30 protein-coding genes are annotated in these 24,945 nt (G+C 38.1%); 9 read left to right on the top strand and 21 right to left on the bottom strand.

Annotation, left to right across the window (positions count from 1 at the left end; translation table 11 throughout):
• Positions 1 to 15 precede the first annotated feature (15 nt).
• Positions 16 to 1,200, bottom strand: coding sequence for a hypothetical protein (locus tag KYH19_RS20295; protein ID WP_219076423.1), 1,185 nt, complete (start codon positions 1,198 to 1,200; stop codon positions 16 to 18).
• A 123-nt stretch (positions 1,201 to 1,323) separates the two neighbouring features.
• On the opposite strand from KYH19_RS20295, the gene KYH19_RS20290 reads away from it, so the two are divergent.
• From KYH19_RS20290 to KYH19_RS20275, 4 genes are all read left to right on the top strand, one after another.
• Positions 1,324 to 2,721: an aldehyde dehydrogenase family protein gene (locus KYH19_RS20290; RefSeq protein ID WP_219076422.1), complete on the top strand. Its 1,398-nt coding sequence runs from the start codon at positions 1,324 to 1,326 to the stop codon at positions 2,719 to 2,721.
• 134 nt (positions 2,722 to 2,855) lie between these two features.
• Complete coding sequence (locus KYH19_RS20285; protein ID WP_219076421.1) at positions 2,856 to 3,380, top strand: YfiT family bacillithiol transferase; 525 nt, start codon at positions 2,856 to 2,858, stop codon at positions 3,378 to 3,380.
• The gene (locus KYH19_RS20280; protein WP_219076420.1) at positions 3,377 to 3,853 is read left to right on the top strand and encodes a DUF6265 family protein; all 477 of its coding nucleotides are present in this window, start codon (positions 3,377 to 3,379) and stop codon (positions 3,851 to 3,853) included. Before KYH19_RS20285 ends, KYH19_RS20280 begins: the two co-directional genes overlap by 4 nt.
• A gap of 178 nt (positions 3,854 to 4,031) precedes the next feature.
• A complete protein-coding gene (locus tag KYH19_RS20275; RefSeq protein ID WP_219076419.1) occupies positions 4,032 to 4,220 on the top strand; it encodes a hypothetical protein in 189 nt (62 codons plus the stop codon).
• Between the two features lie 53 nt (positions 4,221 to 4,273).
• On the opposite strand, the gene KYH19_RS20270 is transcribed toward KYH19_RS20275, so the two are convergent.
• The 8 genes from KYH19_RS20270 to KYH19_RS20235 all read right to left on the bottom strand — a co-directional run bounded on the left by KYH19_RS20270 (position 4,274) and on the right by KYH19_RS20235 (position 9,906).
• Positions 4,274 to 4,993 carry a heavy-metal-associated domain-containing protein gene (locus KYH19_RS20270; protein WP_219076418.1) on the bottom strand — a complete coding sequence of 240 codons (720 nt, stop codon included), beginning with the start codon at positions 4,991 to 4,993 and terminating at the stop codon, positions 4,274 to 4,276.
• A gap of 174 nt (positions 4,994 to 5,167) precedes the next feature.
• A complete protein-coding gene (ygiD, locus tag KYH19_RS20265) occupies positions 5,168 to 5,992 on the bottom strand; it encodes a 4,5-DOPA dioxygenase extradiol (RefSeq protein ID WP_219076417.1) in 825 nt (274 codons plus the stop codon).
• Positions 5,993 to 6,087: 95 nt separating this feature from the next.
• Positions 6,088 to 6,660, bottom strand: coding sequence for a YceI family protein (locus KYH19_RS20260; RefSeq protein WP_193419462.1), 573 nt, complete (start codon positions 6,658 to 6,660; stop codon positions 6,088 to 6,090).
• Between the two features lie 169 nt (positions 6,661 to 6,829).
• Positions 6,830 to 7,390, bottom strand: coding sequence for an AraC family transcriptional regulator (locus KYH19_RS20255; RefSeq protein ID WP_193419463.1), 561 nt, complete (start codon positions 7,388 to 7,390; stop codon positions 6,830 to 6,832).
• Positions 7,390 to 7,893 (bottom strand): DUF3347 domain-containing protein, encoded by a 504-nt coding sequence (locus KYH19_RS20250; protein WP_193419464.1) that lies wholly within the window; start codon positions 7,891 to 7,893, stop codon positions 7,390 to 7,392. Before KYH19_RS20250 ends, KYH19_RS20255 begins: the two co-directional genes overlap by 1 nt.
• An 86-nt stretch (positions 7,894 to 7,979) precedes the next feature.
• Positions 7,980 to 8,792, bottom strand: coding sequence for a hypothetical protein (locus KYH19_RS20245; protein WP_219076416.1), 813 nt, complete (start codon positions 8,790 to 8,792; stop codon positions 7,980 to 7,982).
• Position 8,793: 1 nt separating this feature from the next.
• Complete coding sequence (locus tag KYH19_RS20240; protein ID WP_219076415.1) at positions 8,794 to 9,330, bottom strand: heavy-metal-associated domain-containing protein; 537 nt, start codon at positions 9,328 to 9,330, stop codon at positions 8,794 to 8,796.
• Between the two features lie 114 nt (positions 9,331 to 9,444).
• The gene (locus KYH19_RS20235; RefSeq protein WP_219076414.1) at positions 9,445 to 9,906 is read right to left on the bottom strand and encodes a hypothetical protein; all 462 of its coding nucleotides are present in this window, start codon (positions 9,904 to 9,906) and stop codon (positions 9,445 to 9,447) included.
• Between the two features lie 34 nt (positions 9,907 to 9,940).
• Between KYH19_RS20235 and KYH19_RS20230 the strand changes: the two genes are divergently transcribed.
• Positions 9,941 to 10,642, top strand: a complete 702-nt coding sequence (locus KYH19_RS20230; RefSeq protein ID WP_219076413.1) for a peptidylprolyl isomerase — start codon at positions 9,941 to 9,943, stop codon at positions 10,640 to 10,642.
• 11 nt (positions 10,643 to 10,653) lie between these two features.
• Here KYH19_RS20230 and KYH19_RS20225 read toward each other — a convergent pair whose 3' ends face one another.
• Positions 10,654 to 10,944 (bottom strand): type II toxin-antitoxin system RelE/ParE family toxin, encoded by a 291-nt coding sequence (locus tag KYH19_RS20225; RefSeq protein ID WP_219076412.1) that lies wholly within the window; start codon positions 10,942 to 10,944, stop codon positions 10,654 to 10,656.
• On the bottom strand, positions 10,935 to 11,165 hold the full coding sequence (locus tag KYH19_RS20220) for a hypothetical protein (protein ID WP_121285286.1): 231 nt from the start codon (positions 11,163 to 11,165) through the stop codon (positions 10,935 to 10,937). Before KYH19_RS20220 ends, KYH19_RS20225 begins: the two co-directional genes overlap by 10 nt.
• A 170-nt stretch (positions 11,166 to 11,335) precedes the next feature.
• Here KYH19_RS20220 and KYH19_RS20215 point away from each other — a divergent pair, with 170 nt between their 5' ends.
• From KYH19_RS20215 to KYH19_RS20205, 3 genes are all read left to right on the top strand, one after another.
• A complete protein-coding gene (locus KYH19_RS20215) occupies positions 11,336 to 12,103 on the top strand; it encodes an exodeoxyribonuclease III (RefSeq protein ID WP_219076411.1) in 768 nt (255 codons plus the stop codon).
• An 83-nt stretch (positions 12,104 to 12,186) separates the two neighbouring features.
• The gene (gene hutI, locus KYH19_RS20210; RefSeq protein WP_219076410.1) at positions 12,187 to 13,425 is read left to right on the top strand and encodes an imidazolonepropionase; all 1,239 of its coding nucleotides are present in this window, start codon (positions 12,187 to 12,189) and stop codon (positions 13,423 to 13,425) included.
• Entirely contained in the window at positions 13,418 to 14,389 is a 972-nt protein-coding gene (locus KYH19_RS20205) for a formimidoylglutamase (RefSeq protein ID WP_219076409.1), read from the top strand. The genes hutI and KYH19_RS20205 overlap by 8 nt, the downstream gene beginning before the upstream one ends.
• 141 nt (positions 14,390 to 14,530) lie before the next feature.
• On the opposite strand, the gene KYH19_RS20200 is transcribed toward KYH19_RS20205, so the two are convergent.
• From KYH19_RS20200 to KYH19_RS20155, 10 genes are all read right to left on the bottom strand, one after another.
• A complete protein-coding gene (locus tag KYH19_RS20200; RefSeq protein ID WP_157255332.1) occupies positions 14,531 to 14,689 on the bottom strand; it encodes a hypothetical protein in 159 nt (52 codons plus the stop codon).
• Positions 14,690 to 14,699: 10 nt separating this feature from the next.
• Positions 14,700 to 15,260: a 5-formyltetrahydrofolate cyclo-ligase gene (locus tag KYH19_RS20195; RefSeq protein WP_219076408.1), complete on the bottom strand. Its 561-nt coding sequence runs from the start codon at positions 15,258 to 15,260 to the stop codon at positions 14,700 to 14,702.
• Between the two features lie 323 nt (positions 15,261 to 15,583).
• A complete protein-coding gene (gene efp / locus KYH19_RS20190; RefSeq protein WP_108197094.1) occupies positions 15,584 to 16,144 on the bottom strand; it encodes an elongation factor P in 561 nt (186 codons plus the stop codon).
• A gap of 132 nt (positions 16,145 to 16,276) precedes the next feature.
• Positions 16,277 to 16,837 (bottom strand): elongation factor P, encoded by a 561-nt coding sequence (gene efp, locus KYH19_RS20185; RefSeq protein WP_132395886.1) that lies wholly within the window; start codon positions 16,835 to 16,837, stop codon positions 16,277 to 16,279.
• 527 nt (positions 16,838 to 17,364) lie between these two features.
• Positions 17,365 to 17,979, bottom strand: a complete 615-nt coding sequence (locus KYH19_RS20180) for an ABC transporter ATP-binding protein (RefSeq protein ID WP_132395888.1) — start codon at positions 17,977 to 17,979, stop codon at positions 17,365 to 17,367.
• A gap of 14 nt (positions 17,980 to 17,993) precedes the next feature.
• Complete coding sequence (locus tag KYH19_RS20175; protein ID WP_219076407.1) at positions 17,994 to 18,461, bottom strand: GNAT family N-acetyltransferase; 468 nt, start codon at positions 18,459 to 18,461, stop codon at positions 17,994 to 17,996.
• Between the two features lie 47 nt (positions 18,462 to 18,508).
• A complete protein-coding gene (gene lpxA / locus KYH19_RS20170) occupies positions 18,509 to 19,294 on the bottom strand; it encodes an acyl-ACP--UDP-N-acetylglucosamine O-acyltransferase (RefSeq protein WP_025141731.1) in 786 nt (261 codons plus the stop codon).
• Complete coding sequence (locus tag KYH19_RS20165; protein WP_193419476.1) at positions 19,294 to 20,706, bottom strand: bifunctional UDP-3-O-[3-hydroxymyristoyl] N-acetylglucosamine deacetylase/3-hydroxyacyl-ACP dehydratase; 1,413 nt, start codon at positions 20,704 to 20,706, stop codon at positions 19,294 to 19,296. The genes lpxA and KYH19_RS20165 overlap by 1 nt, the downstream gene beginning before the upstream one ends.
• Positions 20,696 to 21,772 (bottom strand): UDP-3-O-(3-hydroxymyristoyl)glucosamine N-acyltransferase, encoded by a 1,077-nt coding sequence (lpxD, locus tag KYH19_RS20160; protein ID WP_193419477.1) that lies wholly within the window; start codon positions 21,770 to 21,772, stop codon positions 20,696 to 20,698. Before lpxD ends, KYH19_RS20165 begins: the two co-directional genes overlap by 11 nt.
• 122 nt (positions 21,773 to 21,894) lie before the next feature.
• Complete coding sequence (locus KYH19_RS20155) at positions 21,895 to 23,118, bottom strand: HD domain-containing protein (RefSeq protein WP_219076406.1); 1,224 nt, start codon at positions 23,116 to 23,118, stop codon at positions 21,895 to 21,897.
• Between the two features lie 111 nt (positions 23,119 to 23,229).
• Between KYH19_RS20155 and KYH19_RS20150 the strand changes: the two genes are divergently transcribed.
• Positions 23,230 to 24,783: a PglZ domain-containing protein gene (locus tag KYH19_RS20150; RefSeq protein WP_121285271.1), complete on the top strand. Its 1,554-nt coding sequence runs from the start codon at positions 23,230 to 23,232 to the stop codon at positions 24,781 to 24,783.
• The last annotated feature ends 162 nt before the right edge of the window (positions 24,784 to 24,945 follow it).

Raw genomic sequence — 24,945 nt, 5'->3', positions numbered from 1 at the left:
AATCTGTGGCAAAAATTAGCGGATTACCCTTCCGGTTTTATCTACATTCACATCATCGAAAGGTTTTAAGTATTCGTTAATGATGACCGAAAATTCGCGTCTGCTAAGCACTTTTTTAAGATCATATTTGGAGCTGAACCTATAATTTTTGTTCCATTTTTTCTGTAGTTCGGCTTTTGTAGCATCAATTGATTTATTGCCTACATAACAAACCATAGAAATCGTATTTTCCAGATTAAGGGGAATATTCTTATGATCGTCGAACCAGATCTGTGCTTTATAATAATATTCTTTGATCGGTTCTTTTATCTCTTGATAAGTAACTTCTTTTTCAGGTGCAAAATAAGCTTTTCCCTTTGTGATTTCTGCTTTAATAATCCCTGTAATACCTACTTTTTGAATGGCTAACCAGTTGGAATCCGTCATTTTTACATCTTCAAAGGGCATTAACGCGTGCTTATAGGCCAATAATTCTCCCTGGATTCTTTTTAAATTTGACAAACTGATTTTGGTGTCGAAAAATGCGGCATAAGCTGCGGTTGCCCCGGCTGCTTGTCCAATTTCAAATTGATCTTTAGAGATATAAAGTAAATTTTCCTGATCTGGGATCAATAGGCTGTAGAGGGATAAAAAGCTGGCTCCTGAAGAAATCCCGGATACCGTTGTCCGGTAAGCATTTTCGTTATAGTTTAACGGACTTGAAGACGCAGGATTTAAAGCGGAGAGTTTTAGTGCTGCAAGCAACTTTTCAGGGCTATCTGCCAGCACAAGAATTTTGGCTTTAATGCTTTTATCTTTTGTGAGATTTACTTCCCAACCACTGCCAGAACGTTTAATTTCTGTGTAAGGAGTATTGTTGATGACGTTTAAAAGTAACGTGCTATCTACCACAATTACTTTCGTCCGGTTTTTTTTATCCGGTTTAGATTTTGGGCTTTCCAAGCTTTTCGCATTTTCAGTTTCCCTCTTTAAAAAACTTTGGTAAAAAGGCACTAGGGGCCTTTTAGTTTCAGCAATTTTATTTAATTCCAACGGTTCTTTTTGGGTAAGCTGGATGGTTTTTACTCCAGATTTAAAAGACTGAAAAGATGCGGCATAAGCAGCATCGCCATTGCCGATAACCAGTACATCTGTTTTTATGGTTTGGGCATGGATAACCAGTGGAATTATGAATGCGAAAACAAAAAACAATCTTTTCATCTTTTATTATTAAAATTTGCTGCAATATGCTTTAAATGAATGAATTTTTAATGAAAAGGCTGCATTTTAACTAAATTTAACTTGTATTTTAAGGGAAATCGATTAGTGTAAAAGCAGATAATTATGGAAGAACAAATAAAGGCGGTTTTCGATTTACAGCAAAAATATAAATTCGATCTACGCAAAACAGATTTTAAAACCCGTATCGGGAAGCTAAAATTACTTAAACAGGCTTTGGAAAAAGCCGAAGAAGAAATATTTGTCGCTTTGGAAAAGGATCTGCGTAAAAACCGTTTTGAAAGTGCTGTAACTGAACTATATTTTACCTATGCCGAAATCGATTTTGGCATCAAAAAGTTGAAAGGGTGGATGAGACCCAAATCGGCAGGCAGAACCATGAGTAATTTTTTTGCGAGTAATAAAATTTATTATGAACCCAAAGGTGTTTGTTTGATTATTGCCCCATGGAATTACCCATTACAATTGATGATGAGTCCTTTGGTTTCGGCAATAGCAGCAGGAAATTGTGTGATCCTTAAACCGTCCGAATTAAGCGAAGCAACAGCCGCCGTGATCAGTAAATTAATTGCAGCCACTTTTGAACCTAAGGAAATTGCCTGTTTTGAAGGAGATGCCAATGTTTCTAGCGAACTGCTAAAACTCCCGTTTGACCATATCTTTTTTACTGGAAGCACCGAAATTGGCAAAGTGGTAATGGAAGCTGCCGCTAAAAATCTCACCTCGGTTACTTTGGAACTTGGAGGAAAATCGCCGGCTATTGTAGATGGAACCTGTGATATTAAAAAGGCTGCTGAAAAAATCGCCTGGGGCAAATTGGTTAATGCCGGACAAACCTGTATCGCACCGGATTATGTGCTAATTGAAGAAAACCGGTTAAATGATTTTGTAGAATATTACAAGGCTGCGGTTCAGAAATTATTTTTTGAAGGCGTTGAAATCAATAAAAACGATTACGCTAAAATCATTAATGATAAGCAATTTAAACGTATTGATAAATTAAAGGAAGATGCAATTGCAGATGGAGCGGTATTAACGTTTGGTGGCGAAGCAGACGAACAAAATTTAACCCTAATGCCAACGCTTTTAACGTCTGTAAAAGAAAACAGTGCCATCATGCAGGAGGAAATATTCGGCCCGGTTTTACCTGTAATCACCTTTAAAAACCTGGAGGAAGCTATTGATTTAGTGAATAGCAAAAACAAGCCTTTGGCACTTTACATCTTTTCAGAAAACAAACAACATCAGCATAAAATCATTGCCGAAACTAGCGCTGGCGGAACCTGTGTAAACGATGTACTGGTTCACATCAGTAATCCGAATTTGCCTTTCGGTGGAGTTAACAGCAGTGGGATGGGAAACTGTCATGGTATTTTTGGCTTTAAAACCTTTTCACACGAAAGGGCGGTTGTTTTTCAATCAAAATTGGGTTTAACCAACATGATTTATCCTCCTTATGCACCAAAAATGGGCTTATTGAAATGGTTGAAAAAACTGATGTAGATTTTATATCCCGCAGATCTAGGGAGATGGACGCAGATTTTATTTTAAATATGGTCCCAGCCTCGCGTACTTTGTGCCTTCCTCTCTGTGATCTTTGCGGTTAAAAACTCGATAATTCTCCTTATTTTGGCTCCATGGATTTAGAACAGCTTAAATACCCAATCGGTCAATTTGCTATGCCTGATATTTTTGATCAAAAACAGATTGACACCTGGATTTCTGAAATAGAGGCATTGCCAGGCCAAATAAAAAAAGCTACAGAAAATTTAACCAATGAAGAGCTGAACCAAACCTATCGTCCCGAAGGTTGGACATTGCGGCAGGTTGTTCATCATGTTCCGGATAGTCATATCAACGCCTATATCCGTTTTAAGCAGGCGATTACTGAGGATATTCCTGTAATCAGACCATATTATGAGGAACGCTGGGCAGAAACTGAAGAAGCAAAAAATGCTGAGATCAAATTATCGATTGAGCTGTTAACAGGTTTACATCAACGTTGGGTTGCTTTTTTAAAAACATTGAAAATAGAAGATTACCAAAGAAAATACATTCATCCGGCCCAAAATAAAGAGCTCACTTTGGCCAATATGCTGGGCATGTATGCCTGGCACGGAAAACACCACCTGGCACACATTACCAACACCATAACAAAATGAAAAGAATCTATTTATACTCCTTGATTTTATTCCTAGTTGGTTTTTATAGCAATGTTAAAGCGCAAAAAGATCCATCAAAAACCTTTTCTTTTGTATTAGGCTCATGGGAAATGCAGACACCCAAAGGTAAAATTGTGGAACAATGGAGCCAGGGTGCCGATAAAATACTGAAAGGAAAGAGTTATCGCGTTAATGCAAAAGGAGATAGCGTTCTTACCGAAACCTTACAGATCAGAAAAATAGGAAAAAATGTTTTCTATTGTTCAACGGTTGCTAATCAGAATGAAGGAGAGGAAGTCTGTTTTAAGCTTATCTCCACAAAAGATCAGATCTATATTTTCGAAAATGCGGCACACGATTTTCCACAAAGAATAGTATACCAAAACCAGGGGAAAAGTGAAATGCTCGCCTGGATTGAAGGCGAGCTTAATGGGAAAAGCCGAAAATCGGAATTTAGATATAAGCGGCAATAACTGAGATCTCTAATTTTACCCGTAAATGCATATATTTTATCTTAGTTGTCGTCACCCTGAATTTATTTCAGGGTCTTCATAGCAAGAAAGATGCTGAAATAAATTCAGCATGACGATGGTGTCATACATGACCAAAAAAAATCGTTGAAATATCCTCAAATTCTGCTTAATAATAATTATGAATACCAACAAAATATTTACTATAAACTCGAATCAGGAAAGCACAAAATGCGTAGATAGTATTGCGTCTGAAGAAAAGCCTATTCCGTCATCGAAATTAAATGATATTGTAGGAAAAGTTGAATTATCAAATGATTTTGATGAAAAACTAGAACTTCTTAATTATTTTGAAAGCAAGCACCTATAAAGAATTTGGGGTTTATAAAACTTCCCTCTGATGAGCTTTTGACTAAAATTTAACTACATCAAAATCAACATGGCTGCGCTCATGGCAATCATAATCGCATCTTCAACAATGGTTACCGTACTCATGGGTAGGTTAAACACCGCGCCTAAGCAAGCGCATTGAATTTTCTTTTTGTTTAGAACGCTTTCTAAAACTCCAAAAATACTGATGATCATTACGATCAGGGTGACCCAATTCACAATAAGAGGAGATAGGTTTAATGCAAATGATAAGCCTAAGCCCAATTCGATAAAGGCATAGATATAACCCCAGGCGCTGAATTTTTTAGCCACGATATCGTACATGGCGTAACTTTCGGCAAATGCTTTTAAGTTGAGCATTTTAAAGAAAGAAAAGGTAAGGAAGAAACCTGCCATAAAAATGCGCATAAACACCATATAATTGATGGCATTGGCCTGCCACGAAACCACTAACGATATTGCGGTTACATACCCAAAGATCAAGAGAATGGGTTTATAGGTTTCGGTCCAGGATTTTGTTTCTTCAAGCGTTTCATTGTGCTGCGTGGCAGAAATCTGATATTTGCTGTCATTACCGCCCAAAGCTTGTTGTAAGGCATCTAAACCGATATGTTTATCCATGCTAATGGTAGCAGTATTGGCATCTTTAGAAACCTCAACCGAGGTTACATCTGGTAATGTAAGCAGGTTACTTTTAACTTTATTTTCGCAACCGCTGCAGGTCATGCCTGTGAGTTGATAGGTATGTGTCATGATAGAATTCTTTATACAAATTTACCGCTTCGGGAAGCAATAAGCGTTACAGAATAATCATAAAGTTTTATAGAATTTTAGGTAGTTGTCATTCTGAACACAGTGAAGAATCTTTTGCTATAGAAAGGAAGTTTTCATCGTTTAAAGATGCTTCGTGCCTCAGCATGACAGTTATTACCCCACCAGAACTGAAGTCATGGTTAACGAACCGCCAACTGCTTTATCATTAAAAAACGAAACCTCTTCCTTATCGTTTTTCATTCCAAGCGTATAAATGAGGGGTAAATAATGCTCTGGCGTAGGTATGGCCAACATCGCATCGGTACCTAAGTTGCGATAGTTGATTAAGGGTTTATGGTCGCCATTGGCAATTAAATTTTTGAATTTATCATTCATTTCAATCGCCCAATCATAACCGCCGCCATTAATCATTTCCCAGCTTAACATGCGTAGATTATGCACCATATTGCCGCTGCCGATAACCAATACCCCTTTTTTGCGGAGTGCATAAATTTCTTTGGCTATTTCATAATGTTGTTCAGGCGATTTGGTATAATCGATACTTAATTGCAAAACAGGAATATCTGCATTTGGATACATGTGCCTTACTACTGTCCAGGTGCCATGATCCAGGCCCCAATCGTGGTCTAAACCAACAGGAGTTGAGTGTATTAGACCAGGGATTTCTGCAGCAAGTTTCGGATCGCCAGGAGCAGGATATTGAACATCGAAAAGTGCCTGAGGGAAACCACCAAAATCGTGGATGGTACTTGGGAAATCCATTGCAGTTACAAAAGTACCGTGGGTGTACCAATGTGCCGATACCACCAAAACTGCTTTTGGAACAGGGATATGTTTGGCCAAATCTACCCAACTCTCACTAAACTCATTATTTTCAATCCCGTTCATAGGAGAGCCATGGCCAATAAAAAGCGTTGGCATTAAATCCGTTTGAGGCAAGCGTTGAGTAAAATTTCTGAATTGGGATAGCGCAGACATGGCATTTTTATTTAGGTAATCGTCATCCTGAACTTGTTTCAGGATCTATTTAAATGAAAGATTCCGGGACAAGCCCGGAATGACAATCCAATGTTTTATTTTCCCTGAACAAATTCCAGATTTAATTTGATCGCAACATCTTTTGCAACACCTGCACCAGTTGGATCATATTTGATATTATAATCTAAACGGTTAATGGTTGTAGTAGCGCCGAAACCTGCTTTAGTATTGCCTTGTTGATCTTTAGCTGTACCACCATAAACAACCGCAAATTTTACATCTTTAGTTACATCGCGGATGGTTAATTTACCACTTAACTCATAGTTGTTTCCACTTAATTTTTTGAAAGAAATGCTTTCGAATTTCATCGTTGGAAATTTCTCGGCATTAAAGAAATCATCTGTTTTTAAGTGACCATCTCTCATTTCAACACCTGTAGTAATGCTGTTTACATCAACGGTAAAGGCGATTTTAGCATCAGTTAAATCTGGTTTAGATGCAGAAACCGTTCCATCGAATTTTTTGAATGAACCATCAACAAAAGAAATGCCCATGTGTTTAACCGAAAAGTTTACAAATGAGTGCATTGGATCTATCTTCCAGCTGGTTTGTGCAAATGATGCCACACTAATTGAGGTAGCGATCAGAAATAAGAATAATTTTTTCATATTTAGTGATTTTATTTAGGTGCAAAAATAGCTGATTATCAGCCGATCAGTCTTGACGTATGATAAGAAATTGTTTAGAGAGGTTAATTGGTTAATGGTTTTTTGGTTCATGGTCCATAGACGATAGGCCATCAACCATCCTCCATCTTACCTCTTCCATTTTACATGCTCAGACCTTATCCAGCGTTTTCCTGCTATCTTTTGATGCTGATTTATAAACTGAAGGCGTAATTTCGGTTACTTTTTTGAATTGTGCCGATAGGTGAGCTACACTGCTGTAATTTAGTTGGTAGGCAATTTCACTCAGGGTAAGTTCGCCATAAGTGAGCATTTCTTTTGCTTTTTCTATTTTTTGAGCAATAAAATATTTCTCAATCGTCTGGTTTTCGATCTCAGAAAAAATGCTGCTTAAGCTCGTGTATTCCTGATTTAACTGCTCGCTGAGGTAGGCAGAAAGATTGATCTTTAACGATTCTTTGGTATAATGTACCAGGTTAATAATGGCTGTTTTAATCTGTTCTGCAACTTGGTTTTTTTTATCCTCCAAGAGTTCGAAGTCAAAATGGGTCAGTTGCTCCGCAATTTTGATTTTATCCTCTGCTGTAATATTTTCGGCAAGGGTAACTTCGCCAAGCTCAACCAATAGCGGTTTAAAGCCAAGCTTTTCCAGCTCGGCCTTAACCACCATTTTGCAACGGTTGCATACCATATTTTTGATATGCAGGTTCATTAGTTCGATTTTATGGTTTCAGAAACGTCGCCACAATCAAACATCATGCTTCCATAATATGGATTTTCGATGTTTTCTTTTTCATTTAACCAGCTCGCCTTCGCCATTGGGCAGTATTGAATATAAACGGTTTGACTGTTAAATTTCAGGCCTTTCAACGTTTTGATCATTGCGTAAGAAATCCCTTCAAAAGCTTTTCTCTGTGTTTTGATGTCGTTTGAACCTGCAAGTAGCGCGGCTTTATTTTTAATAATGGCCGCTTGTTCCATAAATATTTTATGTTGATCGGCTGGTAAATCTTTATGATTAACGGCATTTACCTTTGCCGATAAAACTTTCACTTTTTCAATGGCTAAGTCTTTTTTATCGGTTGCTAATGCATTTTTTACATCGTAATATGCCGTTAATACCTGATTTAAGGCTACATCTGTTTTACTTTGTGCATAAGTAAAAGCTGTTGTTGCGATCGTCATGATGGCAACTAATCCTAATATTTTTTTCATCTTTTTATAGTGTTTCTAATGCTGATGAGGCGATCATGGTTTCATGTTCAGTTTAATATGAAAACCATGATCGCTTCGTTATTTTTTTATTTTAAAACGTTAAAGAAGTTAAATTCTGCCCGAAGCAGGTACATGTTTTTGGTGTATCGGTTATCCATATTTCCGGCTGCCTGAAAGCGGTAGCCAAAATCGATGCGGGTTGTGCTGTTCAAAATCATTTGTACAGCAGGAGCGATATCTAAATAAGACTGGCCGTTGCCCGGATCGGTTTTACCCAGCAATTCTAAATATACATTAAAATTGGGCTGTTTGTAATCCTTATAAACTACTGGTAAAACCAAATAACCCGACGATAAACTGTAAGATAACATGTTCTTTGGCTGCGGCATTCCTGCAATCTGACTGTTGCTGTTTTCAAAAGCATGTGCATAACCCAAGGTTGATGATAATGCCAGTTTGTGCAGCAGCTGTGTGAAGATCAATCCACCTTGTACGCCACTATTGTCACCCTCAAGATTAATGTCTCTTGTGTATGTTGGGCGCCTGCTGGTGCTTACCCTTCCAAAAGCAGATGCCCTGAAATGGCTATGTGCCTCATCCAAGGATAAAAACCGGTACTTGGCGTATAAACTTCCTCCTTCTAAACGGTATTTTCCATCCATGTCCGAGAGAAAAGCCTGTGCATGCATCATCAGATTTTTGTTGAAACCGATCATTACCTCCGGGATCGTCCGGCTTACGTAACCCGGATAATTGAACATGCCCTCATTAGTAATCCTTACACCGATTGATTTGGTAGGCATATTACTTGCTGGCTCTGTAAATACATATAGTTCTTGTGCCGAAACACTGGTGTAAACGCCGATCATCATCAGCGCCAATACGAATATCCGCCTCATCTTAAGAAAGAATTAAATGGTAAATACGGGTTTTTTTACCATTTACAACACCGGTTCCGCTTGCATAAGCATCAGAATTAGCAGTTGCGGCCTGTTTTTTAAATGCTGAGCCCGAAATAAAATCTTTATCCACTACGCTGGCCTTAACGGTACCACTAAGCGTTTTACCTTTTACATTTACAAAACGGTACACATTGCCGTTAACAACAGCCTGACCTTTATCGTCTACCTTAACATCATTAAAATTGAAGTTAGCCGTTAAGCCGCCTACTGAAAAACCTGCATCCTGAACTTTTTTGCGGACCAGATCAAGATTAACATTGGCGTCTTTTTTAAAAGTTAAAACGAATATATTTTTATTTAAATCAGGTTTAACGCTACTGATAAAACCGAGGGTTTCTAAAGATTTTTGTGTTGCATTTGAGCACATAGAACAGGTTAAACCAGTTACCTGTAAATCGGCTGTAGATATTTGTTGTGCCGAAACATTAACGGCGAAAAATAGCATAATGATGCTGAATATTTTTATTGATTTCATGATTTTTTAGAATTAGAATAATTTTTAAACTGTCGTCTCCCTGGATTCCTTTCAGGGTCTTATAGCAAAACAGATCCTGAAACAAGTTCAGGATGACGGAAAAGTAGAAAAATCCTAATTCCTAAAAATGCAATTGAAAATATGCAAAGCAATCCGCGAGGATAATGGCGGTGCTTTGTTCGAAATTTTACTAAAAAACTTCGGACTGATGCTGCTCAGAAATGCTAAAACCGGAGGATGGAGGAAAAGCTGAATAGAAAACAGTTTAGGCATTTGTAACTCGGCCTCTGTATGATGACTATCTTTTACCTTAACTGTTACCTGGGTGTTTTTGCAACAACCGTCATCTTTCTTCTCAGCAGGAATATCCTTGCAGAATTTGCACGAAGCCTCATTGCTAAAAAGTTTAACGTTTTCCAGTTTGCCACCACAGAAATGGAGGCTTAAAGCCAAACCCATAACACTAACTGCATAGAATACAGCCAAAGAAAGTGCTATTTTTTGTTTTAACTTCATTGATACAAAGGTAAAGCAAAAATTATCGAATAAAGCTGCGATTTCTTTACTGAATTTCATTTTTTAGCTTAATTTAGCCTCAAACACTAGTTAAATGAAGAAAATATTATTATTCCTTTGCGCTTTTTCAGTCATTACTGCCTTTGCTGCGAAGCCTAAAAATCAATATGTCCGCATTAGAACAGAATTTGGAGAATGCATTATTAAGCTATATAACCAAACGCCTTTACACCGTGATAATTTTTTAAAATTGGTAAAAAAAGGCTACTACAACGGTGTTTTATTTCACCGGGTGATTAAAGATTTTATGATCCAGGGTGGTGATCCGGATTCTAAAAATGCCAAACCTGATTCTTTATTGGGGGAAGGAGGGCCGAAGTACACCATCCCAGCTGAATTTAATGATAGCTTGTTTCACAAAAAAGGCGTTCTGGCTGCTGCCAGGGAAGGTGATGATGTTAATCCGGCCAAAGCATCAAGTGGTAGTCAGTTTTACCTGGTTCAGGGCAAGGTTTTTACTGATCAGCAGTTAAACAGTATAGAAGAGAAACGGTTAAAATTTAAAATTCCTGAATGGCAGCGTGAGGTTTATAAAACAATAGGAGGCACCCCGCATTTAGACCGCAATTATACTGTTTATGGCGAAATTGTGGTTGGTTTGGATATGGTAGATAAAATTGCCGCTCTTGAAACCGATAAAAACAACCGCCCAAAACAGGATGTTAAAATGGAAGTTACCATTTTAAAAAGAAGAGCTGCAAAAAAAATGGAGAAACAACTATTGCAGATCCCCTGAAGATAAGATGGTTATGTAATCAAGGGGTCTTGTCTGTTGTCAAAAAAGAATAAAATTCTTATTTCTTCTTGGTTAATGTGATAGTAGAAAGAAGTATATTTAGAAATTACGCCTTTTCTTACCTGGCTATTTAGTGCAATAGGCTCATAGATAAAGGGCAAGATGGCAATTAAATCAATTTTTTTATAAACGGTTTGGATAAATTTTTCAGCGTGGTAATATCCCCAGGTTTCTTCAATGAAAATCCCAATTCCCAGCAGTGTTTCGTATGCTTCTTCTGAAAAAGAAACGGTTAATGCCATTTTTCAGAAAGTCTTCTTTTAACTTCATCATACGGAATTAGCTTGCCCTCTTTAGCTTGTTGTAGCCCTCTTTTAATTCCCTCTTGAACGTGCTTTGGTAATTCTTCCAGCACAACCTTTTCATTGTAGTTTAAAAGCATGTCCAACTCTGATAAAAGATTTTCATCATCCGTTTCGAACACTTTTTTTGCAATCTCTATTTTTAACTCCTCGATGCTCATAAACAAATTTAATGAAAGCAAATCTTAATTACTAAGCATTTATTCAATTAATTTCTAAATTTACCGCCCACAACAATTGAAATTTACTGAATGAAACTATCATGATTTACTATCACTCAGTGATAAAAAATCATGATTGCTTCATCACCATTGAAAACTGAATTTAACTGATGAAAATTATTTCCTATAACGTAAACGGAATTAGGGCAGCAAGTACCAAAAACTTTTTTGGCTGGTTACAAGCTACAAACGCTGATATGGTCTGTTTGCAGGAAGTAAAGGCGCTGCCTTCGCAAATCCCTGAAATTATTGGACTGATTGAGCAGCTGGGCTATCACCATTATTGGTTCCCGGCAGAGAAAAAAGGATATAGCGGTGTAGCCATTTTATCTAAAATTAAACCTAAACATGTGGAATTTGGCTGCGGTGAAGAATGGATCGACAAAGAAGGACGGATTTTAAGAGCTGATTTTGATGATTTCTCCTTAATGAGCTTATATATGCCATCCGGATCTAGCGGCGATGAAAGGCAGGTGAAAAAGTACGAATTTATGCGGTTTTTTGACGGGTACATCGGAGACTTGCGTAAAGCGATCCCAAATTTGATAGTAAGTGGCGATTATAACATCTGCCACACCGCTATTGACATCCATAATCCAAAATCGAATGCCAATTCTTCAGGATTTTTGCCAGAGGAAAGAGAATGGATGCAATTATTTTTGGATAACGGCTTCATCGATACTTTTCGTCATTTCAATAAAGACCCGCATCATTACACCTGGTGGAGTTACCGTGCCGGATCACGAGGGAAGAACCTGGGCTGGCGTATCGATTACCACCTGGCAACAAGACCAATGGAAAACCGTTTGAAAAATGTAAGGATTTTACCCGACGCCATACATTCTGATCATTGTCCGGTTCTATTGGAAATGGAATAATGTAAGATGTAAAATGGATCAGGGTTTACAAAATCAGATCCGGATATTTATTACCCGATACTTTTACTCAATAAACGAACAAAATGCTAATCACCAATATAAAAGGCCTTACAGGTATTCACCCTAAAAATAAATTAGTGCTTCGTGGCAGCGAGCTTGATTATTTACCTGTTCTCGAAAATGCCTGGCTTTTGATAGAAGATGGCCTGATCAAAGATTTTGGAAAAATGGATAGTTTTCCATCTTCCATTGCACATCTTCCATCTCACAGCGCCGAAGGCAGATACATTTTCCCATCCTGGTGCGACAGCCATACCCATATTGTTTTTGCGGCCTCACGGGAAGAAGAGTTTGCCATGAAAATACAGGGCAAAAGTTATGAAGAAATTGCGGCGGCAGGTGGTGGGATTTTAAATTCGGCCAATAAGCTTCAAAAAGCAACAGAAGACGAATTGTTTGAAAGTGCTGCGATTAGGTTAAAACAGATGATTCTACAAGGAACAGGTGCGGTTGAGATAAAAAGCGGTTATGGCTTAACCACTGAAAGTGAAATCAAAATGCTTAGGGTAATCCGCAGGTTAAAAGATCAGTTTCCAACCCCTATCAAGGCAACTTTTCTGGCTGCACATGCCTTTCCGGCTGAATTTAAAAATGATCATCAAGGTTATATCAACTTGATTATTAATGAAATGTTACCTCGTATAGCAGAAGAAAACCTGGCCGACTATATTGATGTTTTCTGCGAAAAAGGTTTTTTCTCTGTAGAAGAAACCGATCAGATACTTAAAGCAGGAGCAAAATATGGTTTAAAACCTAAAATACATGCCAATCAGCTTTCTGTTTCGGGCGCTATTGAGGTGGCGGTTAACAATAATGCAATTTCAGTCGATCATTTGGAAGAAAGTAACGAGGAAACCATCGAAACGTTAAGAAATGCCGATACCGTTGTAACATTACTACCTTCTTGTTCGTTTTACTTAGGTATTCCATTTGCAGATGCTAAAAGCTTTATTAAAGCCGATTTGCCTATTGCTTTGGCTACCGATTACAATCCGGGATCAACACCTTCAGGAAATATGAATTTTGTGGTGTCGCTGGGCTGTATTAAAATGAAAATGTTTCCGGAACAGGCCATCAATGCAGCTACTCTAAACGGTGCGGCAGCAATGGAGATCAGCGAAAGTTATGGAAGCATTGCCATTGGAAAAAAAGCAAATTTATTTATCACAAAACCAATGCCCTCAATAGCCTATTTGCCGTACAGTTTTGGTGAAAGCCAGGTTGATACGGTGATTTTAAACGGTGAGATTTATCATGGATAACCTTAAAATATATTCGCAAAGCGACATTGAGCATTTGATTATCCATCGTGATGGGGAAACCAAGCTTGGCGAAAGGGTTAATACCTATCAACATGAAGCAATCTCTATAGAAGGGTTAGAAGCGAACAATTCAAAATTTGTATTGCTAGGAATCCCTGAAGATATAGGGGTAAGGGCTAATGCAGGTATTGCGGGAGCAGCATCGGCATGGCGCGCAAGTTTAACAGCTTTTTTGAATGTCCAGAGTAACCGCTTTTTAATTGGTGAAGAAATTTTGGTTTTGGGACATTTTGAAATTACTGAACCAGAAGATTCTTCTATTGAAGCTTTAAGAAATAAAGTAGCTGAAATCGATGAACTGGTTTATCCGGTCATCGAAAAAATTGTAGCTGCAGGCAAAATCCCTATTGTAATTGGTGGTGGTCATAACAACGCTTATGGCATGATTAAAGGAACTTCTTTAGCCTTTAGGGGCCCAATTGACGTATTAAATGTAGATGCGCATGCCGATTTAAGGGAGTTAGAAGGCAGACACAGTGGAAATGGATTTTCTTACGCTTTGAAAGAAAATTACCTGAATAATTATTTTATGTATGGCTTGCATCAGAATTATAACAATGAAACTATTTTAAGCCAGATTGATAACAATCCAAAATTAAAAGCTATATTTTTTGATGATATTTTAATGGGTGCCGATGTCAATGGTTTTTTTGATGAATTAGGACCTGCCACGGGTTTAGAAATTGACTTAGATTGTATCCAGAATGTGCTTTCGAGTGCTGAAACACCCTCTGGATTTGCCGTTAACGATATTCGAAAACTGATTTTAACCCATGCTAAGAAATTTTCTTACCTGCATATATGCGAAGGCGCTACGCGTATGCTTGATGGGAGGGTGAGTAAGCTCACATCTAAGTTAATCGCTTATTTAGTGAGTGATTTTGTGAAAGCACATATCTCTTAGGTTTAGGCACCTGATACGAAAAAACACGGAGTATTTTGCGCGAGTCGTCATCCTGAACTTGTTTCAGGATCTTTCTTGCGGTAAATGCCTTATAAATAGACCCTGAAATAAATTCAGGGTGACGATTTGAGAGTAGGCCCTTTACAAATGCTCCGCTTCGTATTTCTCACCAGCCTTTAACATCAATTCAATCTGTTTCAGGTCTTCAGCGGTTAATTCTTCTTTTTCTTGTAATTCGAATACCGCAATCATGTTGTCTTCGTACTGTTTTTCGGTTTTGATAACGATTTCCTGTGGCATGCCGGTAAGCTTAAAATTTTATAATTTCTGTTGGTGTGATGCAAAAATCTAATTTGATGTCGTGTTCATTTACATCATCGATTTTCTCAATTGCAGGTTGCAAAGATAAACCTATTTTCTGAGCATTTATATCCTGGAGAAAGCGATCATAAAAACCTTTGCCATAACCAACACGGTAACCTTGTTTATCAAAGGCTAACAGTGGAATAATGACCATATCGATTTCTCCTTCGTGCGGATTCGCTTTTTGTGGCTCCAAAATGTTGTAAAGGTTTTTTTTCAGGTCTTTTTCGCCCAGGTATTCGTGGTGGGTCATCAGTGCTGTTTCAAAATTGGCCTTAGGCACAATGATTTTAATTTCAGGATGGGTTTTGTTCAGCCATTCGATCAATAAAAAAGTATCCGGCTCTTTTTTTTCTGTAGTGGATAAAAAGATGTGCAGGGTTTTAGTTTGGCTAAAATCGAGTGTTTTAAACTGTTTTAAAAGCGATTCGTTTAACGCCTGATGCTTTGGGTCGGTTAGCAGTAACCTGTCTTTTAACGCTTGTTTTCTGGTTTCGGCTTTAAACATAAAACAAATATAATATTTTTCAAACCTCTTAGGTTTCGAAAATCCGCGAGGTTTTGTGACCTAAGACCTAAAGGCTTTGGTTAAATAAACCCAATTGCAGTGGTAGCTGCTGGCTTCACGCCGGCACTACAAACGGAGCGGGACTGTTGTAACCCAACCACATGAACCCTGCTTTTTCAAAAAAAGATGACCACCTAGGTCACCTTAGTACATCTAAGAGATGCGGTTTATTTAGCATTATGGGTTTAAGCCTCACAGGTTTTGAGGAACAAAAAAGCCTCTGAAAAATAAAAATTCAGAGGCTTTTGAATATGAATTTAAAATTATTTTACACGCTCAACATATTCGCCGGTACGGGTATCAATTTTAATTTTATCACCTTGGTTTACAAACATTGGTACTTTAACTTCAACACCGTTTTCTAATGTTGCTGCTTTTAGTGCATTTGTAGAAGTATCACCTTTAACAGCAGGCTCCGAATAAGTAATTTCGAATTCTGCAAAGTTTGGCAACTGGGCCATAATTGCTTCTTCGCTTTCCATTGAAACGATGATGTTCATGCCTTCTTTTAAGAATTTAATAGCAGAACCAAATAAAGCTTTCTCAACATTAAACTGTTCGTAGCTGTTGTTATCCATTACTACCAAATAATCACCTTCTTCGTATAAATATTGGTAATCACTGGTTTCTACGCGACAGATTTCTACAGCCTCGTCGGTATTCATACGTGCCTCGACAATTCTGCCCGATTTAATGTTACGGAATTTACCGGTATAAAATGCGCCACCTTTTCCTGGTGTACGGTGATTCCATTCGTCAACAGTAACCAGTTCGTTGTTTATACGAAGGATGTTGCCTGTTTTAATTTCTGATGCTTTTGCCATATTGTGTTATCCCAAATTGGGTTTTGTATTTTAGTTTTTCGTGACGGCAAAGGTAAAATTATTTTGATAAAAACCTATAAAGGTTTAAGGCAGAAGGCTTAGGGTTTAAGAAAATTTAAACCTTTTGTTATGCTATTTTACCCGCTCCATATATTCACCTGTTTTGGTATCAATCTTCACCTTATCTCCTTGATTAATAAACAAAGGGACCCTAATTTCAGCACCAGTTTCTACAGTGGCATATTTTTGCGCGCTGGTTGAGGTATCGCCTTTTACAGCGGGTTCAGAGTAGGTGATTTCTAGCTCTACACTATTAGGAAGCTGGGCAACAATCGGTTCATCGCTTTCAAAAGCAATGGTTACATTCATCCCTTCTTTTAAAAATTTTATCGAACTGCCAAAAAGAAGTTTTGGGATATTGTACTGCTCGTAAGTGTTGTTGTCCATTACTACCAGGTAATCGCCATCTTCATACAGGTATTGATAATCGTTGGTCTCCACACGGCAAATGGTCACCTCTTCATCTGTCCGGAAACGGTATTCTACAATTTTGCCGGTTTTTACATTGCGCATACGGGCCTGATAAAAAGCCCTTAAATTCCCTGGAGTACGGTGGATATACTCTTCTACACTTACCAACTCTCCGTTAAAACGAAGCACATTTCCGCTTTTTACTTCTGATGCTTTTGCCATTTATAATGAAATATTGTTTTGTCAATTGTTTTGAATACCAAAGTTAAAAAAAGGAATGGTGATTTGAAAAGCGAAACCAGCATTAATCGGATAGGACAGTCCCGCTTTTTCTTCAATCTTTTTGTAATCGTATGTGTAAATTTATTAAAGTGTCTGCACCAAAAAGTATTTTCGTGCAATCGGGTTTAGAAATGAGAGGCTTGTGCATAAAATAATTGCCGCGGAAACGATAAAAAAACTCCGCATAAAAGAAATGCCTTTGGGAACCACTCCAAAGGCATAATCAACCTAAACCTCAAACTAAACTATGAAAAACTCTTTGCCTTTTAAGGGCTATATTTTTGATTCCGCAATGCGGAAAAATATGAACGTTTCCTTGGAGAGATAAATTAAATAATTGTTTCTCTTTTTGGTGGTGCAAAGGTAAGAACAATTTATCAATTACAAAATATTTTTTGAAAAAATTATTTTTAGTACAAATGTATGACAAAACATACGTTTAAGAAAAGGCTTTTTTGGGTGTTAACCTACTTATAGTCTGATATTTGTAGTTGTACAGAGCAGAATTCGTATTCTTGTATTTGATTTGAACCAATTATAGTAAGTCGCTCTTTTCCAAAATTTTCGATCAGTTCGCGGTACCAACTTATACCCTGAACATCTAAATTGCTCGTTGGCTCGTCTAAAAATAAAATAGGTGTATCCGCACAACATGCCAAAGCTAGTTTGGTTCTTTGCTTCATGCCTGATGAGAAATATTTAATTTCTTTGTTTGCCGCCTTTTCCAAACCTAATATGCCGATCAGATTTTTGGCATCAACTCCGGCAGCAAAATTTTTAAACTTGAAATGAAAATCAATGATCTCTTTTAGGGTAAAAGTTTCAACCAGTTCGAGATATGGTGCTGCCAAACTGATGTACTTGTAAATATTCTCTACAGGGATCTCTTTTGTGTCTGAAAATGAGATTTCGCCCTCAGAAGGGGATAAGCTACCCGTGAGCACACTTAATAATGTTGATTTGCCAGAGCCATTAGGGCCTAATATGGCATAACTATTACCAGAAGAAAATTCAGTGCTTAAATTCCTGAAAATCCACTCTTTATTAAACCTTCTGCCAACATTTTGTAATGTAATATTCATTTGCAGTAGGGCGTTTAGGGTTTAGCGCTAAGTGGTTTAGTCATACAAACGCTGTTATCAACGCCAATGTACTGGCCATAGTTAGGGATAATATGATATCCTACTTTTTGATAAAGTGCGATGGCTTCGGGTTGTTTTTTGCCTGTTTCGAGCACTGTGGCAGAAAAACCTATTTCGGCTGCCCAGTTTTCCAATGCGGTTAAAATTTTAGCGGCTATGCCTTTATTTCGGTAGTCGGGATGCACAAACATCCTCTTTACTTCTGCTTCGGTTGCCGAGAAAGGTTTTATGGCACCACAACCAACGGGTACATCATTTTGGTAGGCAACAATCACTTCTTTAATGGCATCAACTTTGTTAAACTGCGCATAAAAAGTATGATCGTCGCCATCTCTAACAGCTAAATTCTGATCCAGCAAAACAACCAATTGTCTAAAATCGGTATGGTCTGAATCTGTTCTGATTAGCGTTAAATCATTCATTGAAAATCAAAATTTTAGCTTTTAGCTTTGGTCTCTCTGCTTTAGGCTTAGCTTCCCATGCCAAAACCCTTCATTACCCCACGGTTAGAATTGCGGATAAAATCTACAATTTCATCACGGATTTCCGTTGGTTTAAATTCGGCTTCGATCATGTCTAAAGCTTTCGTTACGTTATTGTGCTTTACAAAAAGTACACGGTAAATTTCCTGAATCTCATCAATCTGTTCGTTGGTAAAACCTCTTCTACGCAAACCCACAGAGTTAATACCCGCATAAGAAAGTGGCTCGCGAGCCGCTTTAACATAAGGCGGAACATCTTTACGTACCAATGAACCACCAGTTACAAAGGCGTAAGAACCAACTTTAACGAATTGGTGTATAGCAACCAAGCCTGCCAAAACTACATTGTTTCCAATAGTAATGTGACCAGCCAATGTGGTGCTGTTGGAGAAAATACAGTTATTACCCACCTCGCAATCGTGCGCGATATGCGAATAAGCCTGAATCAGACAATTACTGCCTATGGTGGTTTTCCATTTGTCTTTAGTGCCACGGTTAATGGTCACGCACTCACGGATGGTGGTATTATCGCCAATTTCTGCAGTAGTAATTTCTCCTGCAAATTTTAAATCCTGTGGTTCGCCAGAAATAACAGCACCAGGGAATATGCGGCAATTTTTACCGATACGTGCGCCATCCATAATGGTAACGTTCGATCCGATCCAGGTTCCCTCTCCAATTACAACGTCTTTATGTATGACTACAAAAGGTTCTATTACCACGTTTTCGGCAATTTTTGCCTGAGGATGTATATATGCTAGGGGTTGTATCATTATTGGGCGGGTTCTGCTTGTTTAATTTTTGAAATTTGAGCCATCATTTCGGCTTCGACAACGATTTTTTCGCCAACCATACCTACTCCTTTCATCTGGGCAATGCCCCTTCTGATGGGTTCAAGTAAATCGCAACGGAAAACAATTGTATCGCCAGGGAGAACCTGGGCTCTAAAACGTACGTTATCTATTTTTAAGAAATAGGTTAAATAATTTCTAGGATCCGGAACGGTGCTTAACACTAAAATACCACCAACCTGAGCCATAGCCTCAATCTGGATTACCCCCGGAAAAACCGGTGCACCGGGAAAGTGACCTTTAAAAAACTCTTCGTTCATGGTTACGTTTTTAACGCCTACCACGTGATTTTTCGAAAGCTCTAATATTTTGTCTACAAATAAAAATGGCTGACGGTGTGGCAAAATATCCATAATCTGAACAACGTCATATAATGGTTTTGCACTTGGGTCGTATACCTTTTGTACTTTTTTGTTTTTCTCTTTTTTAATGGCTGCTTTAATCTTTTTTGCAAAGGCAACGTTTGCTGCGTGGCCTGGGCGGGCCGCCATAATGTGGCCTTTTAAATGCATCCCCACCAAAGCTAAATCGCCGATCATATCTAACAACTTATGACGGGCAGGCTCATTCTGGTAACGCAATTCCATGTTGTTCAAAATCCCTTGCGGGGCAACATCAATATCTTTACGGTTAAATAATTTAGCCAAATGGCTCAATTCGTCTTTGGTAACCTCTTTATCTACAATTACAATGGCGTTATTTAAATCGCCACCTTTAATTAAATTATGCGATAGCTGATATTCTAATTCGTGTAAGAAGCAGAAAGTACGGCAAGAAGCAATTTCTTTCTTAAACTCAGCAATGGTATTAATGCCGGCGTGCTGGCTGCCCAAAACAGGAGAGTTGTAATCAATCATACACGTAAAACGGTAATCGTCTAACGGCATGGCCACAATTTCTACTTTTCTATCTTCTTCGGTATAGGTAATGTTATGTGGAATGGTAAAATACTCGCGATCTGCATTTTGCTCAACTGTACCTACTTCTTCCAATAAATCAACAAACTGGATCGAACTACCATCCATAATCGGGGTTTCCGGCCCGTCTAATTTAATGAGTACGTTATCAAGGTCCATCCCTACCAAAGAGGCCATTACATGTTCTACGGTGCTTACGCTGGCGCCGTTTTGGGTAAGCGTTGTTCCGCGTGAAGTATCGGTAACGTTATCTGCATCTGCTTCGATAATCGGGTGGCCATCTAAATCAATACGCTGAAATTTAAAGCCATGATTTTCGGGGGCCGGGCAAAATGTTAAAGTCACATTAGCTCCTGTGTGTAAACCTACACCAGATGCTGATATTTCTTGCTTAATCGTTTTTTGTCTAACGTTCATTGTGTATTGTATTCTTTTCCAGTTCAGCTGTAAGCCTTTTCAATTCCTCTTCGAGCGCGTTTATTCTTTTTTCTACATCCGGAAGATGTTTGAAAATTACCGAGGCACGCATCCAGTTGCGTAAGGGTTGCGCCGGACTACCGTGCCATTGTTTATTTTCTTCTGTGATATTAAAATTTATACCGGCCTGAGCACCAATCTGTGTTCCCTTTGCTAAGGTTAAGTGACCGGCTATACCAACCTGCCCACCGACTACACTGTTTGGACCTATTTTTGTACTGCCTGATATGCCCGATTGCGCGGCTAAAACAGTATTCTCGCCAATTTCAACGTTATGGGCAATCTGGATCAGGTTGTCGATTTTTGCACCTTTCTTTACAATTGTTGATCCCATTGTTGCACGATCTACAGTAGTATTTGCGCCGATTTCTACATCATCTTCAATTATGACGTTTCCAATCTGAGGGATTTTATTGTAAGTGCCGTCCTTTTGTGGGGCGAAGCCAAAACCATCGCTTCCAATAACAGTATTGGCATGAATAATAACCCTGGCACCAATTATTGAATTGTGATAAATTTTTACACCGGGAAAAAAAGTGCTGTTATTGCCGATTTTAGAATTAGCGCCAATAAAAGTTTGTGCATTTATTTTACAGCCATCTGCAATTTCAACGTTTTCAGCTACATAAGCAAAAGCATCTATAAATACATTTTTGCCAATTTTTGCTGATGGGTGTACATATGCCAGTTTATCAATTCCAGATTGTGCAACCTGTGCGTTTACCGCCTCGTTATATTTGTCCAGTAAAATCGTAAAAGCACTATAAGGATTTTCAACCCTTATTAAGGTGCTGGTATAAGGCTGAGTAGGAGCAAAGTCTTTTGATACGATAACAACTGACGCCTGAGTAGAATATAAAAAGTTTTCGTACTTAGGGTTAGAAAGAAAAGACAAAGAGCCTTCTTTCCCATCTTCTATTTTTGAAAGTTCGGTAACGGCTACATCAGGGTTACCATCAATGGAACCGTTTAGAAACTGACTTATCTGCGTGGCAGTAAATTGCATCGTACAAAGGTATATGTTAAATTGATATGAACAAAAAAACCTGCTCGGGTTAAAGGGTGTATATTTTACGCAATAATAAGACTTAAAACGGCACTAAAAGTTAAATATTTTGTTAAATAACCTTAAATCCCTCTGGGATAACAGAGGATATATTTTTCTACAGTTTTTTGCAGTGACTCCAGATTAGACAAATCAGAGGCCTTTGCAATATCTACAATATCGTTATTTTTCATCAAAATCTTAATATTTCCGACCCCTGCATTATATGCCCGGTTTTGAATAGAATCGGTAAAAACAAAATACCGGGCTTCTTCTGGCTTAATTTCTAATAAACTGACCGCAGCATCCTGCAAAAAGTTTACACGGTCGCTATTTGCCATTTCGTTGCCCATTTCCACTTTATAAAGATTTCTGGAAGTGAGCATTTTACATAATGTAGACAAAATTTTATCATCATGTTTGGTCCAAACCTTAACGGCGGCATAAATATCCTGATCATCAAGGTTCGTAAAATGTTCGAGATTTTCGTGCTGCGCAAAGAAATTAGCCTCGTTGATATCGTTTTTTAGAAAATAATTTAAGGATGGTGAAGCAAATAAGTTTTCGCCAGCTGCGGATAATTCTTTTGCACGTTCTAATAATTTCACCAAAATCATCTCGCCTGATATTACTGTTTTGTGCAGATAAACCTGCCAATACATCAGCCTGCGGGCAATTAAAAATTTCTCAATGGAATAAATGCCTTTCTCTTCAATCACCAGGTCATCATCGTAAACATTAAACATTTTAATAATCCGATCGAAACTGATTACGCCTTCACTTACGCCTGTAAAAAAGCTGTCGCGGTTTAAATAATCCATTCTATCGAGATCTAACTGACCAGAAATCAATTGATGAAGAAATTTTTTAGGGTAGGTGCCGTTAAAAATCTCAATGGCATGGGTTAAACGTCCATCGAAATGTGTATTCAGATCATGCATCAGTTTTGCGGAGATATCTTCGTGCCTGATTCCGGTAACCAAAGAATGCTCTAGTGCATGTGAAAAAGGGCCATGTCCGATATCGTGTAATAAGATGGCCAAAATGGCGGCTTCTTCTTCGCCATCGGTTATGGTATGTCCTTTACTTTTTAACAGATTGATGGCCAAACTCATTAAATGCATGGCACCCAAAGCATGGTGAAAACGAGTATGTAAAGCTCCCGGATATACCAAGTGCGTCATCCCCAACTGTTTAATGTAGCGCAAACGCTGGAAATAGGGATGTGAGATCACATCGTAAACCAATTCGGATGGGATACTGATGAATCCGTAAACCGGATCATTTATTATTTTCTTCTTGTTCAATCGTTAAAAATAGTTAAATAGATAGATACGGTACAAAAATTGCTATTTTTATTTGTAGTTTAAATTACCTGCCGGAATTAAACGGCATTACTGATCTATTTTTACAAAAACATGCAAGAAACTAAAATATTATGGGCCGATGATGAAATCGACCTGTTAAAACCTCATATATTATTATTAAATGATAAAGGTTACCACGTAACCACATTTACCAATGGAAACGACGCTTTGGAAGCATTTGGGAAAGCTCACTTCGACCTGGTTTTTCTTGATGAGAATATGCCGGGAATGAGTGGTATCGAAACTTTGTCGGCCATTAAAAACCTTAACCCAGATGTTCCGGTTGTGCTGATTACCAAAAGTGAAGAAGAAAACCTGATGGAAGATGCGATAGGGAGCAAAATTGATGATTATTTGATCAAACCTGTGAACCCTAAGCAGGTTTTGCTAACCATTAAAAAGTTGATTGATAATAAACGTCTGGTAAGTGAAAAAACCTCTATGGCCTATCAACAGGATTTCCGCCGTTTAGGAATGACTTTGGGCGACAGGCTTAATTATGAAGAGTGGATTGACGTTTACAAAAAGATCGTTTTTTGGGAGCTCGAATTGGAAAAACTGGACGATCCGCAGATGCATGAAATTTTAACCATGCAAAAGCAGGAGGCCAATACACAGTTTACAAAATTTATTGAAGAAAATTACCTGGATTGGATTAAGAACAAAGACAAGGCTCCTTTGCTTTCGAATGAGTTATTAAAGAAAAAAGCCTTTCCGCATATTAACGATAATACGCCGGTATTTTTTATCCTGATTGATAATTTACGTTATGATCAATGGAAAATCATTAATCCGTTAATTTCTGAATATTTCAGGATTGATGAGGAGGATATGTACACGAGTATTTTGCCAACGGCGACACAATATGCCCGTAATGCTATTTTTTCGGGTATGATGCCTTTAGATATGGAGAAACGTTTTCCTCAGCTTTGGCAGAACGATGATGATGAGGGAGGAAAAAATATGCACGAAGAGGCTTTCCTGGCTGACAATATTAAACGCAACTTAAGAAAAGACTGTAAGTTCAGTTATAATAAGATCTTAACTTTTGAGCAGGGAAAGGATTTGGTTGAGCAGACCAATAACCTGTTGCAGAATGATTTTAATGCCATTGTATTCAACTTTGTTGATATGTTAAGTCATGCGCGTACCGATATGCAGATGATTCGTGAATTGGCTAATGATGATGCGGCTTACCGTTCGTTAACTTTATCCTGGTTTGAGCATTCTCCACTTTGGGATTTATTGAAAAAAATCTCTCAGAAGAAGGTAAAAGTGATCATTACCACCGACCATGGAACCATCCGTGTTAAAAAACCTGTTAAAGTAATTGGCGATAGGAGTACAAATACCAATTTACGTTACAAGCAGGGAAGAAACCTTAATTTTAATGCAAAAGAAGTGTTTTTGATTAAAAACCCTCACGATGCTTTATTGCCAAAAATCAACATCAGCAGCAGTTATATTTTTGCAAGAGAAGATAGTTATTTCGTTTACCCGAACAATTACAACCAGTTTGTGAACTATTACAACGAAACCTTCCAGCACGGCGGGATCTCGTTAGAGGAAATGATTATTCCGGTAGTGACTTATTCGCCGAGGTAGTTTAAGGATTTGAGATATTAGATTTGAGACATGAGACCGTTCATTTTCAATAGGATCGTCCTCCTGAACTTGTTTCAGGATCTGTCGCGATGGTAGGGTCTTCGACAGGCTCAGACTGACAAATCGCAAATAATCAGGCAAAAGCAATGCAATTATGTATTA

Source organism: Pedobacter sp. D749 (assembly GCF_019317285.1).
Taxonomy (GTDB): Bacteria; Bacteroidota; Bacteroidia; order Sphingobacteriales; family Sphingobacteriaceae; genus Pedobacter.
This window is presented reverse-complemented; position numbering and strand designations above follow the sequence as displayed.

Excerpts from the sequence above, each read along its gene's own strand:
- efp (WP_132395886.1), bottom strand. The coding sequence starts at position 16,837 with ATGGCAAAAGCATCAGAAGTAAAAAGCGGAAATGTGCTTCGTTTTAAC.
- KYH19_RS20270 (WP_219076418.1), bottom strand. The coding sequence starts at position 4,993 with ATGACACATACCTATCAACTCACAGGCATGACCTGCAGCGGTTGCGAA.
- KYH19_RS20245 (WP_219076416.1), bottom strand. The coding sequence starts at position 8,792 with ATGAGGCGGATATTCGTATTGGCGCTGATGATGATCGGCGTTTACACC.
- KYH19_RS20275 (WP_219076419.1), top strand. The coding sequence starts at position 4,032 with ATGAATACCAACAAAATATTTACTATAAACTCGAATCAGGAAAGCACA.
- KYH19_RS20165 (WP_193419476.1), bottom strand. The coding sequence starts at position 20,706 with ATGAACGTTAGACAAAAAACGATTAAGCAAGAAATATCAGCATCTGGT.
- KYH19_RS20255 (WP_193419463.1), bottom strand. The coding sequence starts at position 7,390 with ATGAACCTGCATATCAAAAATATGGTATGCAACCGTTGCAAAATGGTG.
- KYH19_RS20230 (WP_219076413.1), top strand. The coding sequence starts at position 9,941 with ATGAAGAAAATATTATTATTCCTTTGCGCTTTTTCAGTCATTACTGCC.
- KYH19_RS20285 (WP_219076421.1), top strand. The coding sequence starts at position 2,856 with ATGGATTTAGAACAGCTTAAATACCCAATCGGTCAATTTGCTATGCCT.
- KYH19_RS20180 (WP_132395888.1), bottom strand. The coding sequence starts at position 17,979 with ATGAATATTACATTACAAAATGTTGGCAGAAGGTTTAATAAAGAGTGG.
- KYH19_RS20225 (WP_219076412.1), bottom strand. The coding sequence starts at position 10,944 with ATGGCATTAACCGTTTCTTTTTCAGAAGAAGCATACGAAACACTGCTG.
- KYH19_RS20290 (WP_219076422.1), top strand. The coding sequence starts at position 1,324 with ATGGAAGAACAAATAAAGGCGGTTTTCGATTTACAGCAAAAATATAAA.
- lpxA (WP_025141731.1), bottom strand. The coding sequence starts at position 19,294 with ATGATACAACCCCTAGCATATATACATCCTCAGGCAAAAATTGCCGAA.
- KYH19_RS20150 (WP_121285271.1), top strand. The coding sequence starts at position 23,230 with ATGCAAGAAACTAAAATATTATGGGCCGATGATGAAATCGACCTGTTA.
- ygiD (WP_219076417.1), bottom strand. The coding sequence starts at position 5,992 with ATGTCTGCGCTATCCCAATTCAGAAATTTTACTCAACGCTTGCCTCAA.
- KYH19_RS20175 (WP_219076407.1), bottom strand. The coding sequence starts at position 18,461 with ATGAATGATTTAACGCTAATCAGAACAGATTCAGACCATACCGATTTT.
- KYH19_RS20195 (WP_219076408.1), bottom strand. The coding sequence starts at position 15,260 with ATGTTTAAAGCCGAAACCAGAAAACAAGCGTTAAAAGACAGGTTACTG.
- KYH19_RS20200 (WP_157255332.1), bottom strand. The coding sequence starts at position 14,689 with ATGCCACAGGAAATCGTTATCAAAACCGAAAAACAGTACGAAGACAAC.
- KYH19_RS20240 (WP_219076415.1), bottom strand. The coding sequence starts at position 9,330 with ATGAAATCAATAAAAATATTCAGCATCATTATGCTATTTTTCGCCGTT.
- KYH19_RS20235 (WP_219076414.1), bottom strand. The coding sequence starts at position 9,906 with ATGAAATTCAGTAAAGAAATCGCAGCTTTATTCGATAATTTTTGCTTT.
- efp (WP_108197094.1), bottom strand. The coding sequence starts at position 16,144 with ATGGCAAAAGCATCAGAAATTAAAACAGGCAACATCCTTCGTATAAAC.
- KYH19_RS20280 (WP_219076420.1), top strand. The coding sequence starts at position 3,377 with ATGAAAAGAATCTATTTATACTCCTTGATTTTATTCCTAGTTGGTTTT.
- KYH19_RS20220 (WP_121285286.1), bottom strand. The coding sequence starts at position 11,165 with ATGAGCATCGAGGAGTTAAAAATAGAGATTGCAAAAAAAGTGTTCGAA.
- KYH19_RS20205 (WP_219076409.1), top strand. The coding sequence starts at position 13,418 with ATGGATAACCTTAAAATATATTCGCAAAGCGACATTGAGCATTTGATT.
- lpxD (WP_193419477.1), bottom strand. The coding sequence starts at position 21,772 with ATGCAATTTACTGCCACGCAGATAAGTCAGTTTCTAAACGGTTCCATT.
- KYH19_RS20260 (WP_193419462.1), bottom strand. The coding sequence starts at position 6,660 with ATGAAAAAATTATTCTTATTTCTGATCGCTACCTCAATTAGTGTGGCA.
- KYH19_RS20295 (WP_219076423.1), bottom strand. The coding sequence starts at position 1,200 with ATGAAAAGATTGTTTTTTGTTTTCGCATTCATAATTCCACTGGTTATC.
- KYH19_RS20215 (WP_219076411.1), top strand. The coding sequence starts at position 11,336 with ATGAAAATTATTTCCTATAACGTAAACGGAATTAGGGCAGCAAGTACC.
- KYH19_RS20250 (WP_193419464.1), bottom strand. The coding sequence starts at position 7,893 with ATGAAAAAAATATTAGGATTAGTTGCCATCATGACGATCGCAACAACA.
- hutI (WP_219076410.1), top strand. The coding sequence starts at position 12,187 with ATGCTAATCACCAATATAAAAGGCCTTACAGGTATTCACCCTAAAAAT.